Annotated in this window: 18 protein-coding genes; 9 read left to right on the top strand and 9 right to left on the bottom strand. The window is 67.6% G+C overall.

Annotated features, from left to right (window positions below):
* Positions 1–6 precede the first annotated feature (6 nt).
* The gene (locus CEY08_RS12670; RefSeq protein WP_076813357.1) at positions 7–1,116 is read right to left on the bottom strand and encodes a M14 family metallopeptidase; all 1,110 of its coding nucleotides are present in this window, start codon (positions 1,114–1,116) and stop codon (positions 7–9) included.
* On the bottom strand, positions 1,116–1,985 hold the full coding sequence (locus tag CEY08_RS12665; RefSeq protein WP_076813359.1) for a VOC family protein: 870 nt from the start codon (positions 1,983–1,985) through the stop codon (positions 1,116–1,118). Before CEY08_RS12665 ends, CEY08_RS12670 begins: the two co-directional genes overlap by 1 nt.
* 210 nt (positions 1,986–2,195) lie before the next feature.
* On the opposite strand from CEY08_RS12665, the gene CEY08_RS12660 reads away from it, so the two are divergent.
* The 8 genes from CEY08_RS12660 (at position 2,196) to CEY08_RS12625 (ending at position 10,456) form a co-directional block, all read left to right on the top strand.
* The gene (locus CEY08_RS12660) at positions 2,196–3,032 is read left to right on the top strand and encodes a transporter substrate-binding domain-containing protein (RefSeq protein WP_042793485.1); all 837 of its coding nucleotides are present in this window, start codon (positions 2,196–2,198) and stop codon (positions 3,030–3,032) included.
* 13 nt (positions 3,033–3,045) lie between these two features.
* The gene (locus CEY08_RS12655) at positions 3,046–3,783 is read left to right on the top strand and encodes an amino acid ABC transporter permease (RefSeq protein WP_076813361.1); all 738 of its coding nucleotides are present in this window, start codon (positions 3,046–3,048) and stop codon (positions 3,781–3,783) included.
* Positions 3,773–4,591 carry an amino acid ABC transporter permease gene (locus tag CEY08_RS12650; RefSeq protein ID WP_076813363.1) on the top strand — a complete coding sequence of 273 codons (819 nt, stop codon included), beginning with the start codon at positions 3,773–3,775 and terminating at the stop codon, positions 4,589–4,591. Before CEY08_RS12655 ends, CEY08_RS12650 begins: the two co-directional genes overlap by 11 nt.
* Positions 4,578–5,444, top strand: a complete 867-nt coding sequence (locus CEY08_RS12645) for an amino acid ABC transporter ATP-binding protein (protein ID WP_076813366.1) — start codon at positions 4,578–4,580, stop codon at positions 5,442–5,444. Before CEY08_RS12650 ends, CEY08_RS12645 begins: the two co-directional genes overlap by 14 nt.
* A 62-nt stretch (positions 5,445–5,506) precedes the next feature.
* Complete coding sequence (gene metC, locus CEY08_RS12640) at positions 5,507–6,721, top strand: cystathionine beta-lyase (protein WP_042793489.1); 1,215 nt, start codon at positions 5,507–5,509, stop codon at positions 6,719–6,721.
* Positions 6,722–6,843: 122 nt separating this feature from the next.
* Positions 6,844–7,194 carry a VOC family protein gene (locus tag CEY08_RS12635; protein WP_042793490.1) on the top strand — a complete coding sequence of 117 codons (351 nt, stop codon included), beginning with the start codon at positions 6,844–6,846 and terminating at the stop codon, positions 7,192–7,194.
* Between the two features lie 8 nt (positions 7,195–7,202).
* On the top strand, positions 7,203–8,132 hold the full coding sequence (locus CEY08_RS12630; protein ID WP_042793491.1) for a CysB family HTH-type transcriptional regulator: 930 nt from the start codon (positions 7,203–7,205) through the stop codon (positions 8,130–8,132).
* A 119-nt stretch (positions 8,133–8,251) separates the two neighbouring features.
* Complete coding sequence (locus CEY08_RS12625) at positions 8,252–10,456, top strand: rhodanese-like domain-containing protein (RefSeq protein WP_076813369.1); 2,205 nt, start codon at positions 8,252–8,254, stop codon at positions 10,454–10,456.
* Between the two features lie 43 nt (positions 10,457–10,499).
* Here the strand turns inward: CEY08_RS12625 and CEY08_RS12620 are convergent, their stop codons facing one another.
* The 6 genes from CEY08_RS12620 to CEY08_RS12595 form a co-directional block, all read right to left on the bottom strand.
* Positions 10,500–11,876: a 3-deoxy-D-arabino-heptulosonate 7-phosphate synthase gene (locus CEY08_RS12620; RefSeq protein WP_076813374.1), complete on the bottom strand. Its 1,377-nt coding sequence runs from the start codon at positions 11,874–11,876 to the stop codon at positions 10,500–10,502.
* Positions 11,877–11,939: 63 nt separating this feature from the next.
* Entirely contained in the window at positions 11,940–12,425 is a 486-nt protein-coding gene (locus CEY08_RS12615) for a GlcG/HbpS family heme-binding protein (protein WP_042793494.1), read from the bottom strand.
* Positions 12,426–12,542: 117 nt separating this feature from the next.
* A complete protein-coding gene (locus CEY08_RS12610) occupies positions 12,543–13,160 on the bottom strand; it encodes a response regulator transcription factor (protein WP_376785069.1) in 618 nt (205 codons plus the stop codon).
* Between the two features lie 17 nt (positions 13,161–13,177).
* Positions 13,178–14,617, bottom strand: a complete 1,440-nt coding sequence (locus CEY08_RS12605; RefSeq protein WP_088607685.1) for a sensor histidine kinase — start codon at positions 14,615–14,617, stop codon at positions 13,178–13,180.
* A gap of 60 nt (positions 14,618–14,677) precedes the next feature.
* Complete coding sequence (locus CEY08_RS12600) at positions 14,678–15,838, bottom strand: HPP family protein (protein WP_408609551.1); 1,161 nt, start codon at positions 15,836–15,838, stop codon at positions 14,678–14,680.
* A 94-nt stretch (positions 15,839–15,932) separates the two neighbouring features.
* Positions 15,933–16,385 (bottom strand): MarR family winged helix-turn-helix transcriptional regulator, encoded by a 453-nt coding sequence (locus CEY08_RS12595; RefSeq protein WP_063640701.1) that lies wholly within the window; start codon positions 16,383–16,385, stop codon positions 15,933–15,935.
* Between the two features lie 80 nt (positions 16,386–16,465).
* On the opposite strand from CEY08_RS12595, the gene CEY08_RS12590 reads away from it, so the two are divergent.
* Positions 16,466–18,253 (top strand): chloride channel protein, encoded by a 1,788-nt coding sequence (locus tag CEY08_RS12590; RefSeq protein ID WP_076813379.1) that lies wholly within the window; start codon positions 16,466–16,468, stop codon positions 18,251–18,253.
* On the opposite strand, the gene CEY08_RS12585 is transcribed toward CEY08_RS12590, so the two are convergent.
* Positions 18,239–19,132, bottom strand: coding sequence for a LysR family transcriptional regulator (locus CEY08_RS12585; RefSeq protein WP_042793497.1), 894 nt, complete (start codon positions 19,130–19,132; stop codon positions 18,239–18,241). The genes CEY08_RS12590 and CEY08_RS12585 overlap by 15 nt on opposite strands.
* Positions 19,133–19,214 lie beyond the last annotated feature (82 nt).

Below are 19,214 nucleotides of genomic sequence, written 5' to 3'. Positions count from 1 at the left end.
ATGGAATCACCACGCCGCCAGGCCGCTTATCGCCTGGCGCGTGATCTGCAGGCCGTGGGCCACGACATTGCGGCGCCAGACGCTGGAAACAGGGACGAACGCATCGATCAGGTCGGCGCGCAGTTGGGCGTCGCGCGCGGCATCGGGGGCTGCGCAGGCCTGGAAGCGCAGCCATTGGTCCAGCCGCAAGGCCGGACGCATCTGCGGCCCGCGGGTGCCGAATTCGACGACGGCTCCCGCCAGCGGTCGATCGCCGAGCGCTTGCTGCACGCCGCGGAACACCAGCCCCTGGTAGTCGGGCCGGGCCAGGCCGTGCGGGCGCTGCCCAAGCACGCGGTCCGCGCCCCACCATGCGGCGGCCTGTGCCTGTTCCGCGCTGCCGTCGGGGTTGAAGCACAGAAAGAAGGGCTCGCCATACTCGCCGATGCCGGTATGCCAGTCGATGAACGCCACCCGCTCGCTAGCGCCCAGGTGTTCGTCGACGATGCGGCGCAGCGTGCGGTTGGACCATTCGGGCCCGCGGCCGCCGTAGACCAGGCCGTCCGGATGCGTGTACTGGCCGCTGGCCGTCACGTTGAAGAGCGCGTCCGCGCCGTGTTCCTGGCGAAAGCGTTCCAGCGCCTGCGCACCGGCGTCCAGTTCGGCTTCGGTCCAGTGCCGTGGGATCAGGTGCGGGTGCAGGGTGGCGTAATGCGGATTGGCCGGCGCCGGCTGAGTGTGATCGATGAAGTTGCGGTTCAGGTCGACATTGTTTTCGGTGGTGCGTGTGTCATGGGCGTAGCCATAGGGGTTCAACGCGTGCACCAGCACCACGTTGACGTCGTCCGGCAGCGGCAGGCCGCCATCCACCTGTAGCCAAGCCAGCTGCACGGCCGAACCGGCAGCGCCTTCCAGACCATGCGTGCCGCTGATGGCCAGGTGGGTGCGGGCGGCGTCGGGCCGCCCCAGCACCGCGACGTCCACCGTCAGCGGCCGGCCTTGCGGGTCCCTGGCCGTGGGATGCTCATGGCGTGACAGCGCTGCGCCGCGCGCGGCGGCCGCCGCGACGAAGGCTGCGCGCGCCGCAGCATAGTCGGCGCAAAAGCAGGACCAGTAGTCTGGCAGGGGCTGGCCCATCATGCCTCCTGCACAAAGACTTGAAGCGCGCCGGCGGCATGCTCGGGCGCCACCGCCAGTTCGCCTTGCGCATTGGCGCGGAAAGGGACCTTCCTGGCGTCGAACCAGGCCCGCGTCTGCTGGATGTCGCGCACGCCGATGATGGACCCGGCAAACCAGCCGCCCTGGCTGCTGGCGGGCAGACCGACGGGCACGCGCACGTGCGGGAAGCGCTGCTCGAAAGCTGCGGGCGTGAGGAAGTCGATGCGCAGGCTGCCGCGCCGCACTTGCAGGCCGTTGTCAGGCAACTCGCTGATCGCGATGGCCCCGAGGGCGCGCTCGTAGGCGGGGCGGAGGGTGCGCGGGTCCGGGTGCACGGCGATCAGGGCTTCGATGCGGCGCGCGCCGTTGGCGTGATCCTGCCATTCGGGGCGGTACACAAGATGGCGCGTGAGATGGCCGCAGGTGAAGAAGTCGGGCACGGCGAAAAGACCGGCCGGAAACTGGGTGTTGTTCCAGGCGGCGTCTTCGCTGCCTTCTGGCAGGTGCACGGGCCGGCCCCCGCGCTGAGGCGGCTCGGCGTCTATGCCCAGGCGGGCAAGCTCGGCGTGCACGGCGCTGCTATCGGTGGTTTGCAGCGCGACCGACACCGGGCCCTCGTAGGCGTCATCGAAGCCGGCGAAGCGGGACTGGTCCCGTAACTCGGGCGGGAAGGCCAGCAGCTCCAGGTAGTTGGCGTCCAGGATCAGGGTCTGGTTGCGCGTGCCGCGATGGTGCCGGCCCTGCGGCGCCAGAGAGAAGCCCAACTGCTGGTATTGCTCGGTGGCGGCCTGAAGATCATGCACCCGGATGATGTAGTGGTCCAGTCCGGTGACTGAGGGTATGGACATCGCGTTTCCTGATTTTGCTTGACGGAGACGGGCAGTCTGGCCGATGCGGGCGGCTGCCAGAACGATTGAATTCGCATGTGGATATTTGTTTTCTGGTGGCGCGCGGGCGTGGCGTCCGTTCGCATATTCATATCTGAAAGTCTTCTTTGTCCTGGACTGCGCCGGCACGCAGCATGGAGGTCCGTTCAATGCACACCTATCGATAAAGACATGGCAACTCGCAATACACCGGGCCGCGCCCGCATCGCAATCACCCTCGCGCTGGCCTTGGCCGCCGCAGCGGCGCAGGCCGACGCTACCCTGGACAAGGTCAAGGAACGAGGCACGGTCACCATAGGCGTGCTGGCCAATGGCGGCGTGTTCGGCTCGCTGGATCCCGCCACGCAACAATTGGTGGGTTGGAATCCCGAACTGGCGCGTGAGCTGGCCAAGGGCTTGGGCGTGAAAGCGGAATTGGTGCAGGTGCAGACCGCCACGCGCACGCAGTTCCTGATTTCGGGCAAGGTCGATCTGCTGATCGCATCCATGGAGCTCAACCCCGAGCGCGCCGAGATACTGGGTTACGCGCCGACCCCATTCTTCCGCGTGGGAGGCACGGCCGCCACGCTGAAGACCAGCGGTATCGCCAAGTGGGAGGACTTGCGAGGCAAGCCCGTGTGCGTGTCGCAAGGCAGCAGTTTTGCGCGGCCTTTGTCGGCCGACTACGGCGCGGTGGTCAAGGGCTACAAGAGCTCTTCGGATTCGCTGCTGGCGCTGCGCGGCGGCCAGTGCGTGGCGGCGGTGCATGACTCGACGCTGATCCAGCCCTTGCTGCGCAGCAATCCCGAATGGAAGGACTATCACGCGCCCATCGCCTCGGAAGTGCTGCCCGCGAACTCAGTGGTCTGGACGCGCAAGGGCGAGACGGACACCATCGCCGCCGTGGACAAGGTGATCCAGGACTGGCATCGCACGGGCTGGCTGATCGCAACGGAAAAGCGCCTGGGCATCGCTCCGCCGCAGCCGCTGCTGCAGGAGCTGAACGCGAAGTACAAGCAGGGAAGCTGAGGCGGGCGCGGGCATGTTCGAATCGGCATTGCAAGCCTGGGTCGGCTTTTTCAAGCCGCTGGGCCTGAACTATGGCTTTGTGCTAGACGCGGGCGAGTTGTCCGCGTTTGGCCGGGGGCTATGGGTAACGCTGCAACTGTGTGCATGGACCATCCCGGTCAGCCTGTTGTTCGGCGTTCTCATCGCAGCGGGCCTCACCAGTGGCAGAGCCTGGCTGGCCAGGCCGCTGCAAGCGTTCGTGGAAGTCACTCGCAATACGCCCACGCTGGTGCAGCTGTACTGCGCCTTCCTGGTGCTGAACATGCTGATCACGCAAAAGCTGGGCGGCGGCAGTCCGATAGCGCCGTTCGCGTGGGTCGTGATCGTGGTGGCGCTGCACAAAGGGGTATTCCACGCAGAGGCGCTGCGCGCGGGGATCGAAGCGGTGCCCGAGGTAACGATGGAAGCGGCGCGCTCGCTGGCGTTCTCGCGCCGCCAGATACTGACGCAGGTGCAGTTGCCGCTGGCCGTGCGCTTTGCGCTGCCGGCACTGGTCAATAACCTGGTGGACCTGGTGAAGATGACCGCCATCGCCTCGGCCATCGCAGTGGGCGACGTGACCTATGAGTCCATCATGATCTGGTCCTACCGCGACAACGTGCTGGAACTATTGCTGCTCATCCTGCTGTATTTCGGCCTGCTGACCTGGTTGGTCGGCTTGGTCGGGAAATGGCTGGAAGAACGCTTGAGGATGCCTGGCTATGGCCAATGATCTTGTGTTGCTGACGCGCCGGTCTGGGGCAACGGGCCTTTGGCTGCCGGCGGTGTTGCGCGATCCCTGGCTTGCGCTGCTGTTGGCGCTGGCGGCGCTGAACCTGGCCTGGGCGGCCACGGGGACGGCGCCCGCCGCCGTGCTGGCGTTGTGGCATTGGTGGCCGGCCTTGTTGCGGGGCTTGGCGATGAACATCCAGATCAGCGTGCTGGCGATGGCGCTGGGCACGCTGGCTGGCTTGGTGGTAGGCGCGGTTTCGCTGTCGCCATCGCCGTTGTTGCGTCGATTGACGCGCGCCTACGTGTTGCTGTTTCGCAATGCGCCCATCCTCGTGCTGGTTTACTTCACCACCTATGTGTTTCCCTTCGAGTTGGCGCTGGGAGGGTGGCGGCTGCCATTTCCCGACTGGCTCAAGGTGGTCATCGGCCTCGGGCTGCCAGCCAGCGCGAATGTGGCGGAAATCTTCCGGGGCGCGATCCAGTCCATTCCCAGCGCCCAATGGGAGGCGGCCCAATCCCTGGCGTTTCGGCGCGCGCAGATCTTCCGGATGATCGTCCTGCCGCAGTGCCTGCGGCGGATGCTGCCGTCCTGGATGAACCTGTATGCCAGCATCACCATGAGCACGTCGCTGGCCTCGCTGGTGGGCGTGCACGACCTGGTCGATGCCGCCACGGTAGCCAGCAATACCGTGTCGCGCACCGATTTCACGATATTGGTGTATTTCACGCTATTGGCGCTTTTCTTCGCCTATTGCTATCCCATCGCGCGCTGGACGCGGTATCTGGAACGACGCCATGAGCATTATTGAATTCGAGGCGCGCGCCGCCGCTTTCCCTTCCGCGGCCGAGACATCGCTAGTGAGCCTGCATGACGTGCATCTGGCGTTTGGCCAGACCGAGGTGCTCAAGGGCATAGACGTCGAAGTCAAGCAGGGCCAGGCGGTGTCCATCATCGGACCTTCGGGCTCCGGCAAGTCCACCATCCTGCGCTGCATGACGGGACTATTGCGCCCGCAACGCGGGCGGATCCAGGTGGGCGGAGTGCGCGTCGATGCCCTGAAGACCGAGTCCGAACTTATCGCGTTGCGCAAGCGTGTGGGCTTTGTGTTCCAGCAGTACAACCTGTTCCCGCACTTGAGCGTGCTGGAGAACCTGACAATCTCGCCCATCAAAGTGGGCGGGCTGCCTCGGGCCGAAGCCGAGGCGCGGGCTCGCGAGTTGCTGGCCAAGGTGCGGATGGAGCACAAGCAAAACGCCTATCCCGGCGAGTTGTCGGGCGGCCAGCAGCAGCGTGTCGCGATCGCGCGCGCGCTGGCGCTGCGGCCCGAGCTGATTCTGTTCGATGAAGTGACGTCGGCGCTGGACCCGGAAATGGTAGGGGAAGTCCTGACGGTGATCCGTGAGTTGGTGCAGGACGGTCTGACCTGCGTGTTGGTGACACACGAAATGCGCTTTGCGGAAGAGATCAGCGACGTCGTGTACTTCACGGAGGCCGGCCGCATCGTGGAGTCAGGGCCGCCGGCGCGGCTGTTCGGGGCCCCCGCCAGTGAACGCACGCGCGCTTTCCTGCAACGCGCGGTCGGTGCAACGCCGCTGCGCGATGCCGCGCCCGATCCCATACAGACCTATTTGCATATCGATCCGCTGCGCCTGGCGGTGTGAACCTTGATGGAGTTGCGCATGACTTTTGCATACCTTGTGCCTGCATATCCGGAGGCGCGCTCATGAGCCTGTCAGATGCCCGCATCCAGACCCGGCTGGTGCATGCCGGCTTGCCTGAACTGACTCAGGGCTCGGGACCGGTGAATGTGCCGGTGGTACGTACCAGTACCGTGCGCTTTGCGGATACGGCTACGCAGGCTGCCCTGGGCCGGCAGCGCGCTGCCGGCGAGCGGATAGCCACCTATGGCCGCCACGGGCTGGACACTCATCAGGCGCTGGAAGAGGCAGTGGCATCGCTTGAGGGAGGCTACCGGACGGTGCTGGCGCCCTCAGGCCTGTCCGCCATCGTGCTGGTGTTGCTGGCGACGTTGGCGCCGGGCGAACACGCGCTGGTGGCCGACAGCGTCTATTCGCCGGTGCGCAAGGTGGATCGCGCGCTGCTCCAGCGCTACGGGATAGAGGTGGAGTACTTCTCCGCCACGCGGGACGCCCTGGAGCCGCTTATCCGTCCGAATACGCGCCTGCTGTATCTGGAATCGCCCAGCTCGCTCTTGTACGAAGTGCAGGACCTGCCGGCGTTGGCTGCGGTCGCGCGGCGCCACGGCGTGCTGGTGGCGGCGGACAATACCTGGAGCGGTGGTCTCTACTATCAGCCGCTTGCCCTGGGCGCGCACCTGTCCATCCAGGCGGCGACCAAGTACCTGGCGGGCCATTCCGACGTGATGATGGGCGTGGTGACCGTGGACAGCGCTGAATTGGCCGCGCGCTTGGGCGCGACCCACGACGCGCTAGGCCTGTCGGTGGGGGCGGATGATGCCTATCTGACCTTGCGCGGCCTGCGCACGCTGGATGTGCGGCTGGCCCGGCATTATGAAAACGCGCTGGCCGTGGCTGAATACCTGGCGCGGCACGACGATGTGGCAAACGTCTATTACCCCGCGCTGGCGCAAGACCCCGGCCACGCGGTGTGGCGGCGGGACTTCAGCGGCGCCAGCGGCCTGGTGTCGTTCGCATTCCGTCATCCCGATGCGTCGGCTGCCTCGCGTTTCATTGATGCCTTGCGCTATTTCTCCATCGGCGCGTCCTGGGGCGGCTACGAAAGCCTGGCGCTGGAGGCCGCGCCGGAACGCCTGGCCGAGCATCGTTATTGGCGGGATGGCCTGCCCGCGTCGTCCGTGGTGCGGCTGCACTTAGGCCTGGAAAGTCCGCTGGATCTGATCGGTGACCTGGAGCGCGCGTTCGCGGCCACGCGCGAGGCCTTGCGGCGCAGCGCCTGATGCATATGCAAATGAGCGGTTTTCTTTAGGGTTTCCGGCTATGTAGAAGCAACGTTTACCTCTTTGTCCGTCAGTACCCGCGGCCACTAGAATTTGCCTTGTTCCATGATTGGCGGCAGGGCATGTCTACTATTGTTTCCATCGGATCGGTGCAGCTTCCTTTTCTTGCTCAACGGCAGGAGGCGGTACGCGAGTTCTATCGGCATATCATCGGCCTGGACGAGGTGGCCGGCACCGGAGGCCAGCGCTTGTTGTTCGCGCTGGGCGAAGCGACCTTGTCGCTGTCGCCGGTGGAAGAGGTCAGCCGTGAAGTGAAGCCCGACTACCTCGCCCTCAGGACCCGCGCCTATGACGACATCCTGGCGCGCCTGCGGCGGGCGGGGCACCATCCTGTGTGTTCCTTGCCCAATGCCGAGCCGCGCGTGATGTACGTGAAAGACCCCTCCGGCAATCAGCTGGCTTTCCTGGGCTGAGGCGCGCAATGAACTTCCAGCAATTGCGCTCCGTGCGCGAAGCCGTCCGGCAGGATTTCAACCTGACGGACGTTTCCGAGAGCCTGCATACCTCTCAACCCGGGGTCAGCCGCCAGATCCGCGAGCTCGAGGAAGAGGTGGGCGTGGACATCTTCGTGCGCTCGGGCAAGCGGCTTATCGGCTTGACTCCGCCCGGCGAACTGATCCTGCCCCTGGTCGAGCAGATCCTGCAATGCGCGGACAACATCCGCCACGCTGGCGCGGAGTATGCCGACAGCCGCAGCGGTGTGTTGTCCATCGCGGCGACCCATTCGCAGGCGCGCTACGCCTTGCCTCCCGTCATCAAGGAGTTCCGCGAACGCTATCCCGAGGTGGTACTGCATCTGCACCAGGGTTCGCCCAAGCAGGTGTCCGAAATGCTGCTGGAAGGCGAAGCCGATATTGGCGTGGCCACGGAAGCCGTGGCCGACTATCCGGGGCTGGTAAACCTGCCGTGCTACCGCTGGAGCCACAGCATCATCGTGCCTCGCGGCCATCCGCTGGAGCGCCAGGAGGACGGTGTCAGCCTGTCACAGCTTTCGCGCTATCCCATCATCACATACGGACGCGGCTACACCGGCCGGGCGCATATCGACGAGGCCTTCGCGCGGGCGGGCATCACCCCGGATATCGTCATGACGGCGATGGACGCGGACGTGATCAAAACCTATGTGGAACTGGAGCTGGGGGTCGGCATCGTCGCCTCGGTGGCTTGGGACGCCGAACGCGACACGCGCCTGCGCGCCATCGACGCGCGCCATCTGTTCGAGATCAACCTGACGCGGCTGGCGATACGTCGTGGCGCATGGCTGCGGGGCTACGCGTTTCATTTCGTGGAGATGTTCGTCCCCACGCTGACCCGTGAAATCGTGGAGCGCGAGTTGAAAGGCGAAGCCTGAAGCGCAAGCCGCAGGCGAACCACCGCTCGGCGCATATCCATAGTTGCATCCCTTCGTTCCCGCCGAAACCTGGCGCACGTAGGCTGATCCTTTCTTCTCCTTGGATATCGGGTCAGCACATGAGCACATCTATTCATCCGTCCGCGGCAGCGCACATTCACGCCGAACGGGCGCAGGCCGTGCGGGAATTCATCGCGCAGGCGCGCAGGCTCGCGCCTGACGCGGCCAGCGCCACGCGCGCGCAGCTGGCGGAGGTCGCAACATTGCTGGAGGCCTTGGGAAGGCGCCGCGAGCTCTTTCCGGAAGACGCGTTCGCGGTGGTGCCGGGCAGGCCGACCGCCATCTACCGGCTGTCCGAAGACCTGGACGGCGGCTACGCGCTATACCTTTCCCTGGGCGCGCCGGGCAAGGCGCAACCGCCGCACGACCATACGACCTGGGCCATCATTGCCGGCGTGCACGGCAATGAGCGCAACGAGGTGTATGCGCGTGAACGCAGCGCGGACCCGTTGCGCGACGTGCTGACTCACGTAGGGCGCGTGGACGTGCAGCCGGGCAGCTCCATTGTGCTGGGGCCGCAGGACGTGCACACCATCGAGCTGGTGGGGGATCAGCCAGGCGCGCATTTGCACTTCTATGGGCTGGCGCTTGATCGCCTGCATGGCCGTGTCGTGTTCGAAAGCACGGCGGGGGGCACCTACCGCAGGTTTTCACCGCCCGCCGCCATCTATCACGCGCGCATTTCGGGCCAGGCCTTGCAGGATGAACTGCGCGGTGCAGCCGAGATCGCGGTGCTGGACGTGCGCGAAGCCGGCCGCCATGCCCGGCGCCACCTCTTGCATGCCGTGCCCGCGCCCTTATGGCGGCTGGAGCTGCTGGCCGACCGGCTGGTGCCACGGCGCGATACCCACGTCGTGTTGGTGGACGATGACGAGACGCTGGCGCACCAGGCCGCGGCGAAGTTGGCGCGGCTGGGCTGGACGGACATTTCGGTGCTGGCGGGCGGCACCGACGCCTGGGAACGGGAGGGGCGGGAACTGTTCTCGGGGACCAATGTGCCCAGCAAGGCATTCGGTGAAGTCATCGAGCACGAAAAGCGCACACCCTGGATAGACGTGGACGAACTGGACGAGCGGGTGGCGCGCGGCGAGGACATCGTCGTGGTCGACAGTCGCACGCCCGAGGAATTCCAGAACTTCACCCTGCCTTTCGCCCACAGCCTGCCCGGCGCGGAGCTGGTGTACCGCATCGGCGAGCTGGCACCCGATCCCAACACCTTTGTCGTGGTGAACTGCGCCGGACGTACCCGCAGCATCGTCGGCGCGCAGACGCTGATCGACGCGGGCATACCCAATCGCGTCGCGTCCCTGCGCAACGGCACCATGGAGTGGCTGCTGTCGGGCCGCGACCTGGCCTATGGACGGCGCGCCACGCTGCCAGAGCCGGCGGAGCAGACGCAGGCCGCGGCCCGCCAGCGGGCGGAGGGCGTGGCGCGCCGCGCGGGCATCGCGCATATCGACAGCGCCACGCTGCGGGCATTCGAAGCGGAGCAGGGCGCGCGCACGCTCTATAAATTCGACGTGCGCACCCGGGAGGAATACGAAGCCGGCCATCTGGAGGGCTGGCGCTGGGCGCCGGGCGGCCAGTTGGTGCAGGCCACGGACGAGTACCTGGCCACGCGCCGCGCCCGGGTGGTGCTGGCGGACTGGGACGGGGTGCGGGCCTTGACCACTGGCGCCTGGTTGGCGCAGCTGGGCGCGGTGGAGGTGTACCTGTATCAGCCGCCCGCCTTGGCTGCGCGGCAAAGCGGACCCGAACCGCGCCGGGTGTTGCGGTATCGCCCCGACGTGCCCGGGCTGCGGCCGGATGCGCTGCGATCCGCGTTGGAGGACGGCGCGGCCGTGCTGTTCGATGTGGATTCGCGGCTAGCGTATGAGCGCGGTCACGTACCCGGTTGCCGCTACGCAGTGCCCGATCGTCTGAGCGAGTTCCTGCCTGAAAACCCGGAGCTGACCATCGTGCTGACCTCCGCCGACGGCATATTGGCGAGCGTGGTCGCCGCCGAACTGGCGTGGCGCAGCCAACGGCCGGTGCGCTATCTGCTGGGCGGCACGCGCGCCTGGGCGGCGCAGGGCCTGGAGCTGTCCCGCGGCGCGGCAGGCGTGCTGACCGCGGACGACGACCAAAGCATCAGCCCCTATCTGTTCGACGACCTGGCTGCGCGGGACCAAGGCTTTCGCGAGTACCTGGATTGGGAACTCGGCCTGGTGGAGCAACTGGAGCGGGACGGCAGCAAGGATATCCGGCTGATCGGGCAGGCCTGAAGTGCCTGGTCAATTGGCCGACTGCCTGCGGTCGGCGCCTGCGTCAAGCCGCGATGGCGTTGATCGCGTCCGTCAGGTCGTCGGCGTGCACCATCAGCTCGCGCGCCTGGCACAGCGTCGGGTATTGGTGCAGCACGCTTGCCCACTGCGGCGACTCCAGCAGCAGTTGCCAGACGGGCGCGAGAGCCTGGGCGGCGTTCTGGTCTTGCGCCGCGCGGCTGGCGTATTCCAGGCTGGGCGGCGCGGAGAGCAGCTGCATGCGGCTGGCGGCGCTGAGCAGGCGCGGGATGGATTCGGCCGGGCCGTCGCAGAAGTAAAGCACGGTCGCGTCGAGCCGCGGGCCGTCGACGGGCAGCCCGCGCAGCGACGCGCCGCGCAAGGCAAACCGGCCCTGGCGAGTGCTGAATGCGTAATCCGTCTGGGGATCTGCGTGCGCCAGCAGGCGCAGCCCACGCAGCAAGCGCGGGAAGTCGGTGGCGGCGGCGTCGGCCGAAGCCTTGGCTTCCAGCAGCAGGCAGAGGTCCCAGGCGGGCGGCGCGTTTTCGTCCGCGCAGCGGCGCAACAAGGCGGCATCCCATTCACTCTTGGCTCGTTCGGCGTTGGCGGGGATGGTTGGCGGAACACGCATCGAGGACACGGCCTGGTATGCCTGCCGGCCTTCCGCGTCGTTGAGCCGGCGGGCCAGGGCTTGCAGCGCCTGCAGGGCCAGCGCCTCGACGGCGTCGCCGCGCCGCCGCGACGCGTTGTCCTCGGCCAGGGCGCCGGCGCTGCCGGGACGCGGGCCTTGCTGCTCCCAAAGCGCGCGGTAGCGGCGAACTTCGTCCTCGGCGGCCAGTTCGTCCAGGCGCCGCAAACGTTCGAGGGCGGGGCTGGCGGGCAGTCTGTCCAGCGCCGCCGCGGCGGACGGCTGGCCGGTGGCCGAGCTCAGGGCGAGCAGATGGCGCGCTGCGGCGGGCAGCGTCGTCCATGATTCGGACACCGCTGCCGCGTGCAGGGCTGCCATTGCTTCGCGAGCTGGGCCGGCGGGCATGCGCTCCACCTTGGCGGGATGGGCTATAGCGTTGGCGGCGGCGATGATCTCCCGTCGATCCTGGGCGGCGCGGGCGGACAGGGAAGCGTACTCGCGCACGGACGCAAGGCGATGCCGCAGCAGCATGGCCTGGAACACCGGATCGCCGTCCGGTTCGCGCAGGGCGTCGCGGATCAGGCGCTCAAGGGCGTCGAGAAAGGCGTGCTTGAGCGCGGGCGGTGGCGTGCCGCCGGCTTCGAGCGACAGGCGGGCCCGTTCGATGGCGACAGCCAGCGCGGTCGCGGGCGAGGCGCCCTCGGTGGGAATACGGGAGATGGCCGGCACGCTGTAGCGCCGGGCGGTCCGGCGCAGCGTGGCGTCGAGCAGGGACTGGGAGGGCGGCTGGGGCATGGCGCCCCAAGGCTACCGCGATGCCGCCGGCGCGGCAAATGCGCCGCCCTGTCCGGCCGGCGCTTACTTGAACAGCGCGGCGTTTTCTTGCAAAGCGGTGTCGGCGCATTGCGCGTCCAGGTTGCCTCCCGGCGCGCCGGCCACGCCGATGGCGCCGATCACGGCCGAGCCGGCCTTGACCGGTACGCCGCCGCCCAGCACCAGGAAACCCGGAATGTCCGTCAGGGTGGCCGCCGCGGGGTTCTTCTGGACGTTTTCCAGCATGGTCAGCGTGGGCGTCTTGGCCGATGCAGCGGTGAACGCCTTCGCGCGGCTGGCTTCGATGGTGTGCGGGCCGGCATTGTCGGAACGGGCGAAAGCCTTGAGCAGGCCGGCGCGGTCCACGACCGAAGCGCTGACGTTGTAGCCTTTGGCCTGGCAGGCGGCGACGGTGGCCGTCGCCAACTTCTGCGCGTCGGCCATGGACAGGTTGCTTTCGTTGAGCACGGCGGCGTTGGCGGCGCCGGCGCAGGCGAACAGCGTGGCGAGGGCGATGAATTTGGGCGACATGTCTGTGTCCTTTGTGGAGTCGATGACAGGAGCAGACAGATTAAAGACGGGGGCCGATCCGCGGTATTCGGTCGGCTACGCTGGGGCCTCCGTAGCGCTACGGAGGCGGCCGGCGGATCAGGGGGCGGGATCCAGCAGGCCGGCGTATTCGCGGATCAGTCCGGCCAGGTTTACGGCTTCCAGCTTGGCGAACACATTGGCGCGGTAGGTTTCGACGGTGCGGGGAGACAGGTCGAATTCGCGCGCGATTTCTTTGTTGCTCAGGCCCAGGACGATGCGCTCCAGCACGTCGCGCTCGCGGCCGGAGAGCCTGTCCAGGCGCTCCTGCGCGGCTTGGGTGACCGCAAGCTTTTCGCGGCTGGCGATATGGGTGCGCACGGCTGCCTGCACGGCGTCCAGGAAGACATCATCGTCTACCGGCTTTTGCAGGAACTCCATGGCGCCGCCCTTGAAGGCGCGGCGGCACAGGTCCACATTGGCGTGGCCGGTCAACATGACCACCGGCAGGTCCGATTGCTCCGCCAGGCGGCTCAGCACGTCCAGCCCGCTGATGCCCGGCATGCGGATGTCCAGCACCACGCAACCGATGGACTGCGGGGGCAATGCCGCCAGAAATGCCTGGGGGTCGCCGAAACCTTCGCTGCGCAGGCCGACGCTGCGCAGGAGCAGCGCCAAGCCGTCGCGCACGGCGTCGTCGTCGTCGACCAGATAGACCAGCGGGGATTGTTCGAGCATGGGAGATTCCTGCGTAGTCATGCGGCGGCGCCCGCCCTTGGCAGGCTGACCGTGAAGCAGGCGCCGGCCGGGCTGAGATTGCGCGCGGCGATGCGGCCGTCCATTGAGCCGGCCAGCGTGTCGCACAGCGCCAGTCCCAGGCCCATGCCCTGCGGCCGCGTGGTGTAGAAGGGAGCGAACAGCCGGGGCAGCGCGTCGGCGGCAATGCCGGGGCCGGTATCGCTGACGCTGAACAGGTAGGTGTCGCCCTCGGCGCGGCCCTCCAGCGAGATCTGGCGCGGGCCGGAGACGTCTGCCAGGGCGTCGGCGGCGTTCTGCACCAGGTTGTGCAGGATCTGCTCCAGCGCGACGCGGTCGCCCAGCGGGCGGACGCCGGGAGTGGCGTTGTGCCAGCTCAGCCGTATGCCTTGCCGGGCCAGCTCCGGTTCGCGCAGGAAGCGCAACGAAGCCACCAGCGCATCGGGGTCCAGCGCTACGCGCCGGGCGGGCGAGCTGGGCTGCACCAGCGCGCGCATGCGGCTGATGATGTCCGCGGCGCGCTTGGCCTGCTCGGCGCTCGCCACTAGCGCATGGCGCACGGCGGGCCGCTCCTCGTCGTCATCCAGCAGCCGTTCGGCAGCGCGGGTCTGGGCCAGGATGGCGGTCAGTGGCTGGTTCAGCTCGTGGGCGATGCCCGCGGCCATTTCACCCAGCGTGCTCAAGCGAGCCATGGCGCCCAGGCGCAGTTGCTCCTGTTGGCGGCGGGCCTGCGCGCGCGAACGTTGCCAGGCAGCGGCGCCGGCAACCAGTAGCGCGCTGGCCAGGCCCCAGGCCAGCCAGGTGGGCCAGGGCCAGGCGTCCGGTGTCAGCTTGCGGGTGCTGCGCATCTGGAAGGGCTGGCTGGCAGCGCCCAGTGGCTTTTGGAGGGCCAGCGGCCAGCCAGGCGCGCCGGTATTGGGCTGCTTGTCCAGCAGGGTCAGGGGCGTCTGGCCTACGGTCAGGGTCAGCGTGGCCAGCCCGGGGGGGAAGTCGCCCGCGGGAACGAGCTGGCTGGCGTCCAGCAGCAGACTCCAGCCGGAAGGCGCCACCAGCCAGTAGCGGGCGTTGTCCACCGGCAGCGTCACGGGCCGGGCCAAGGCACGCGCCCGTTCGACGGCGGACGCCAGACCCGCCGGCTCCGGCAGGCTGCCGGACCAGGCCCCGCCAGGCAGATAGCCCAGCCCCAGCAGTTGCGGCATTGCCGGCCGCAGACTGGGGTAAAGGCGTTCCGGAGCAGGGGGATGGGATAGGGCGGCCAGCGTGGCCAGCACGGCTTCATGCTGCACCGTTTTCTGGCTCAGCATGCGCTGCGCCACGCTGGTGCTCTGGGTGAAGCGATCGTACTGGTCTACGTAGTCCTGCCGCCCGATCCAGAAGGCGCCCAGGGCGAACAGGACCAGCCAACAGAAGAAGGCGCGTGCGCGCGATAAGGGATTCACGCGTGAAATTATGCCTTGCGGCCGAACCGGGCAGGAATCCGTAGGGCTACGGAGGGGGGCTCAGGCGGCCAGCCGCTGGGCGTCCGGCGTCCCCACAGGCGAACTGGCCGCTACCGCGATCTGATAGAGCGCCGCCACCAGGTCCGATTGCGTGACCAGCCCGACCAGATGGCGAGACTCGTCCAGCACCGGCACGCAATGCAGGCTGTCCGACATGGGGCGGGCCAGTTCAATGACGGGCAGGCCCGGGGTGGCGAAGGGCACTTCACTACGCATGCAGTCGGCCACCAGCAGGTCCGCCGCGGCGCTGGCGTCGGGCGCGACCGCCGTCAGCCGGGTCCTGCGCGCCAGTACGTCGCCCTGGCTGATCATGCCGGCATAGCCGCCGGCGGGATCCAGCACCGGCAGCGCCTGCAAGCGGTGCTTGTCGAACAGGCGGACGGCATAGTCGAGCGGGTCCTGTGCCTGCACCGTCACCACGTCGCGCGACATGATGTCGGCGCAACGCACGTCGCCGAAGCGGCGCACGCTGGCGCGCATTTCCGCGGCCAGCACGATTTCTTCCAGGTCTTCCTTGCTGATGTCCAGCAGTTCGCCGCGCTGCGTCAGCGCTTCGTCCAGGTCGGCCAGGCTAAAGCCCAGGCGGGCGCTGGGCGCCAGGTCACGTGTGTGGTGGCCCACGGCGGGGTCGGCGTGGCGGCGCGGATAGTTGCGCTTGAGCGCGCCATTGAAGACTACGGCAATGCACAGCAGGATGGCGGAGTTCAGCGCCACCGGCCAGAGCGCGAAACCATAGCCCAGGCTGGCGACCGAGGGGCCGCCCAGCACCGCCGTCAGCGCCACGGCGCCGCTGGGCGGATGCAGGCAACGCAAGGAGAACATGGCGCCGATGGCCAGCGCGACCGCAACGGCGGCGGCTACGCCGGGCACGGGAATGAATTGGGCGCAGAACACGCCGATCAGGGCCGATACCAGGTTGCCCGCCATGATGGACCAGGGCTGGGCCAGCGGACTGGCGGGGGCGGCGAACAGCAGTACGGCGGACGCTCCCATCGGGGCGATGAACCAGGGGCTGGCGTCGCCCAGCGCGTGGCGGCCCACCCATTCCGTGCAGAACAGGCCGAGCAGCGCGCCCAGCACGCCGTAGAGTTTCTCGCGTCCGTTGACGCCCACCGGCGCTGGCGCGAACGAGCCCAGCCAGCGCTTGATTGCTACACCCAAAACGATCTCCTCGCGCATCCAAAATATGTCGCGGGGCGACAATTTATCATGCGAGGCAAAGCTGCGCTGCATAAGCTTATGCGGCCAGGAAGGATCAATCCTGGCTGGGATCGTCCCCGATGCGGGTCAACAGGCGCGTCAACAGCGGGCGCATGGCGCGCAATTCTTCCAAGTGCGACGCGGACAGGTCTTCCAGCATGCGTTCCGCCTTGGCGGTCAGCACCACCTCGACGCGGCGGCCGTCCTCGGGGTCGCCCTCGCGGCTGACCAGGTCCAGGCGGGCCAGCCGGCCCACCAGTTCGGCGGCGGTATGCGGGCGGATCAACAGGCGTTCGGCAATTTCTCCCACGTACAGGCCTCGGCGGCCCGGCGTGCTCTTGCGCGTGCCCTTGATGGCGAGCAGGGCCTGGTGCTGTTGCGGCATCAGGTCCAGGCCGGCTGCGGCGTTTTCACTGAATGCGGCAAAGCGGCGCAGCGCATAGCGGAAGTCGGCCAGCAGCTCATAGTCCGTGGCGGATAACTGAGTAGGGGGCGGGAGCGGTTTCACCCGGCCGATTCTAATATATATCGTGATACGATATAAATGACATTTCGCAAATCCCTGCGGAATTCTTCCCGTCTTCGTACATGTCTTCCACTTCTTCCTCCGCCCGGGCCGCGCTGCGGCTGGGCGACTTCACCACGGACAAGCGCGTCGTCCTGCTCATGGGGCTGGCGATTCCCGTCGGCCTGGCCAGCGTGGGCGCCGCGTGGGCGCTGTTGCGCCTGATCGCGCTGTGCACCAATCTCGCCTATCACCATCGGTTCTCGTTTGCGGATACTCCCATTGCCGCGAGCGATCTGGGCCTGGCTTCGGTGGCCATACCGGTGGTCGGCTGTCTCATCATCGGGCTGATGGCGCGCTATGGCTCGGAGAAGATCCGCGGCCACGGCATTCCGGAAGCCATGGAAGCGATCTTGATCGGCAAGAGCCGCATCCAACCCAAGGTGGCAGTGCTGAAGCCGGTTTCCTCGGCGGTGTCGATAGGCACGGGCGGCCCATTCGGCGCCGAGGGTCCCATCATCATGACGGGCGGCGCCATCGGCTCCCTGCTGGCGCAGACCATCCACCTGGACGACGGCGAGCGCAAGACCCTGCTGGTGGCCGGCGCCGCCGCGGGCATGACGGCCATCTTCGCCACGCCATTGGCGGCGGTGCTGCTTGCCGTCGAGCTGCTGTTGTTCGAATGGAAGCCGCGCAGCTTCCTGCCGGTGGCGATGGCCGCGCTGGTGGCGGCGGCCACCCGCGCCTTCGTGTTGGACGCGGGGCCGATATTCCCATACTCGGGTTCGCTGCCGTTCACGCCCGCGCACCTGCTGGCCTGCGCCGCCGTCGGCGTGCTGGCCGGACTGGGTTCGGGCGTGCTCACTTCGATGGTCTACGCGGCGGAAGACTTGTTCGAAAAGCTGCCCCTGCATTGGATGTGGTGGCCGGCCTTCGGAGGCCTGGTCATCGGCATAGGCGGGCTGATCGAGCCTGCGGCGCTGGGGGTGGGGTACGACAATATCCGCCATCTGCTGGCCGCGGACCTGGCATTCCAGGGCGTGCTGCTGCTTCTCGTGGTCAAGGTCATTATCTGGTCCGTCGCCTTGGGCTCTGGCACGTCGGGCGGCGTATTGGCGCCGCTGCTGATTTTTGGCGGTGCGCTGGGCGCCTTGGCCACGCCGTTGCTGCCGCAGGCCGATGCGGGCTTCTGGGCGCTGCTGGGCATGGCGGCCATGATGGGCGGGACCATGCGCGCGCCGTTGACCGCGACGCTGTTCGCGGTGGAACTGACGGGTGATATGGGCGCGCTCTTGCCGGTACTGGCTGCCTGCGTCTTTGCTTACGGGGTCACGGTGCTGCTGTTGAAGCGTTCCATCCTCACCGAAAAAATCGCGCGGCGCGGCCACCACGTGAGCCGTGAGTACCGCGTGGATCCCTTCGACCTGCTGCGCGTCAGCCAGGTCATGACCACGCCGGTGCAAACCCTGTCGGCCGACTGGACCGTGGCGCAAGCCATCGCGCATTTCACGACTGCGCAGCCGGTGCACACCAGCTATCCGGTGGTGGACGCCCAGGGCGCGGTGGTAGGGGAAGTTACGCGCGCCGACTCGCTGGCCTGGACGCTTGACGAAGATCAGTCCGCGCGCACGCTGGGCGAAGCCTTGCAGGGCCGCGAGCTGATCTTTGGGCATCCGGAGGAACTGGCCAGCCAGCTTGCCGACCGCATGGCCTTGTCTGGCGCGGGGCGCGTGCCCATCCTGGACCGGGCCAACGGCCGGTTGGTGGGCATCGTCGGACGCAAGGACCTGTTCCGTTCGCGCGCGCGGCGGTTGCGCGAAGAGAGCCAGCGCACCGCGTACTTCCGCCGCACGCCCTCACCGGGAGGGTGAGGCGCGCAGTTCCCACAACACGTCCAGCACATGCTGGGTGGCTTGCTCGATATCTCCGGCGCGGTGCGCGATGCCTAGCGGCCGCCAGAGCGCGGGCCGTAGCGCGCGCATGTCGATGCGGGGATCCGGCTGCGGCGCGGTGGCCTCATGCGGCAGCAGCGTCGCTCCGTAACCCGCGGCCACCAGGCTCTTGATTGCGTCGTTGTAGTTCAGCTGGATGCGGGGGCGCGGATTCAGGCCGGCGGCCGCGAACCATTCCGCGGTCAGGCGCGACAAGCGCGTGCTGGCGTCGTTCAGGATCAGCGGGCGCTCGGCTAGCCAGGCCGGCGTCAGGCGCGCGGGCGCCTTCCAGCCTGCGGGCAGGAAAGCCATCACGGGATCGCGCCGCCAGGGCCGTAGCACCAGCCCCTCCAGTGGCGGTTGAGGCAGTGCCACCAGACCCACGTCCAGCGAGCCGTCGGCCAGACGCAACAGGGTTTCCTGGGAGGTCAGCACGGCCACTTGCACATCGATGCCGGGGTGGTTGCGCCCCAGCGTTTCCAGCGCTTGGGGCAGCAGATGCGCGATGGCGCCCGTGGATGCGCCCAGCCGGACCCGTCCGGCCAGCCCCTGCACTTGCCGCTGCACATCGTCCAGCGCCTGGTCGGCGTCGGAAAGCAGGCGACGCGCCCGCTCCAGCAGGGTTTCGCCGATGGGTGTCGGCCGCACCTGGCCGCGCTTGCGTGTGAGCAGGGGCGCGCCGATGCGTTCCTCCAGGTCGGCCACGTGCAGGCTGACGGTAGGCGGCGCCAGGTGCAGGGCGCGGGCGGCATCGGCGAACGAGCCCAGGTCGGCGATGGCGACCAGGGTGCGCAAGCGGTCCAGGCTGATTTCACGCATGACGATCGTTCAGGATTACTGAATTGAACGATCATGATATTCGACTTTTGTTATCCACGATCCCGTCCGATGATGGAGTCCT

Origin of the sequence: Achromobacter insolitus, assembly GCF_002209555.1 — a bacterium.
GTDB lineage: Bacteria > Pseudomonadota > Gammaproteobacteria > Burkholderiales > Burkholderiaceae_B > Achromobacter > Achromobacter insolitus.
Note: the sequence above shows the minus strand (reverse complement) of the source record. Positions and strands in the feature narration are given on the sequence as shown.

What these genes read in the sequence shown, in the direction of transcription:
- CEY08_RS12625 (WP_076813369.1), top strand. Translation starts at nt 8,252, where the DNA reads ATGAGCACATCTATTCATCCGTCCGCGGCAGCGCACATTCACGCCGAA.
- CEY08_RS12585 (WP_042793497.1), bottom strand. Translation starts at nt 19,132, where the DNA reads ATGCGTGAAATCAGCCTGGACCGCTTGCGCACCCTGGTCGCCATCGCC.
- CEY08_RS12635 (WP_042793490.1), top strand. Translation starts at nt 6,844, where the DNA reads ATGTCTACTATTGTTTCCATCGGATCGGTGCAGCTTCCTTTTCTTGCT.
- CEY08_RS12630 (WP_042793491.1), top strand. Translation starts at nt 7,203, where the DNA reads ATGAACTTCCAGCAATTGCGCTCCGTGCGCGAAGCCGTCCGGCAGGAT.
- metC (WP_042793489.1), top strand. Translation starts at nt 5,507, where the DNA reads ATGAGCCTGTCAGATGCCCGCATCCAGACCCGGCTGGTGCATGCCGGC.
- CEY08_RS12620 (WP_076813374.1), bottom strand. Translation starts at nt 11,876, where the DNA reads ATGCCCCAGCCGCCCTCCCAGTCCCTGCTCGACGCCACGCTGCGCCGG.
- CEY08_RS12650 (WP_076813363.1), top strand. Translation starts at nt 3,773, where the DNA reads ATGGCCAATGATCTTGTGTTGCTGACGCGCCGGTCTGGGGCAACGGGC.
- CEY08_RS12670 (WP_076813357.1), bottom strand. Translation starts at nt 1,116, where the DNA reads ATGGGCCAGCCCCTGCCAGACTACTGGTCCTGCTTTTGCGCCGACTAT.
- CEY08_RS12590 (WP_076813379.1), top strand. Translation starts at nt 16,466, where the DNA reads ATGTCTTCCACTTCTTCCTCCGCCCGGGCCGCGCTGCGGCTGGGCGAC.
- CEY08_RS12665 (WP_076813359.1), bottom strand. Translation starts at nt 1,985, where the DNA reads ATGTCCATACCCTCAGTCACCGGACTGGACCACTACATCATCCGGGTG.
- CEY08_RS12660 (WP_042793485.1), top strand. Translation starts at nt 2,196, where the DNA reads ATGGCAACTCGCAATACACCGGGCCGCGCCCGCATCGCAATCACCCTC.
- CEY08_RS12610 (WP_376785069.1), bottom strand. Translation starts at nt 13,160, where the DNA reads ATGCTCGAACAATCCCCGCTGGTCTATCTGGTCGACGACGACGACGCC.
- CEY08_RS12615 (WP_042793494.1), bottom strand. Translation starts at nt 12,425, where the DNA reads ATGTCGCCCAAATTCATCGCCCTCGCCACGCTGTTCGCCTGCGCCGGC.
- CEY08_RS12655 (WP_076813361.1), top strand. Translation starts at nt 3,046, where the DNA reads ATGTTCGAATCGGCATTGCAAGCCTGGGTCGGCTTTTTCAAGCCGCTG.
- CEY08_RS12645 (WP_076813366.1), top strand. Translation starts at nt 4,578, where the DNA reads ATGAGCATTATTGAATTCGAGGCGCGCGCCGCCGCTTTCCCTTCCGCG.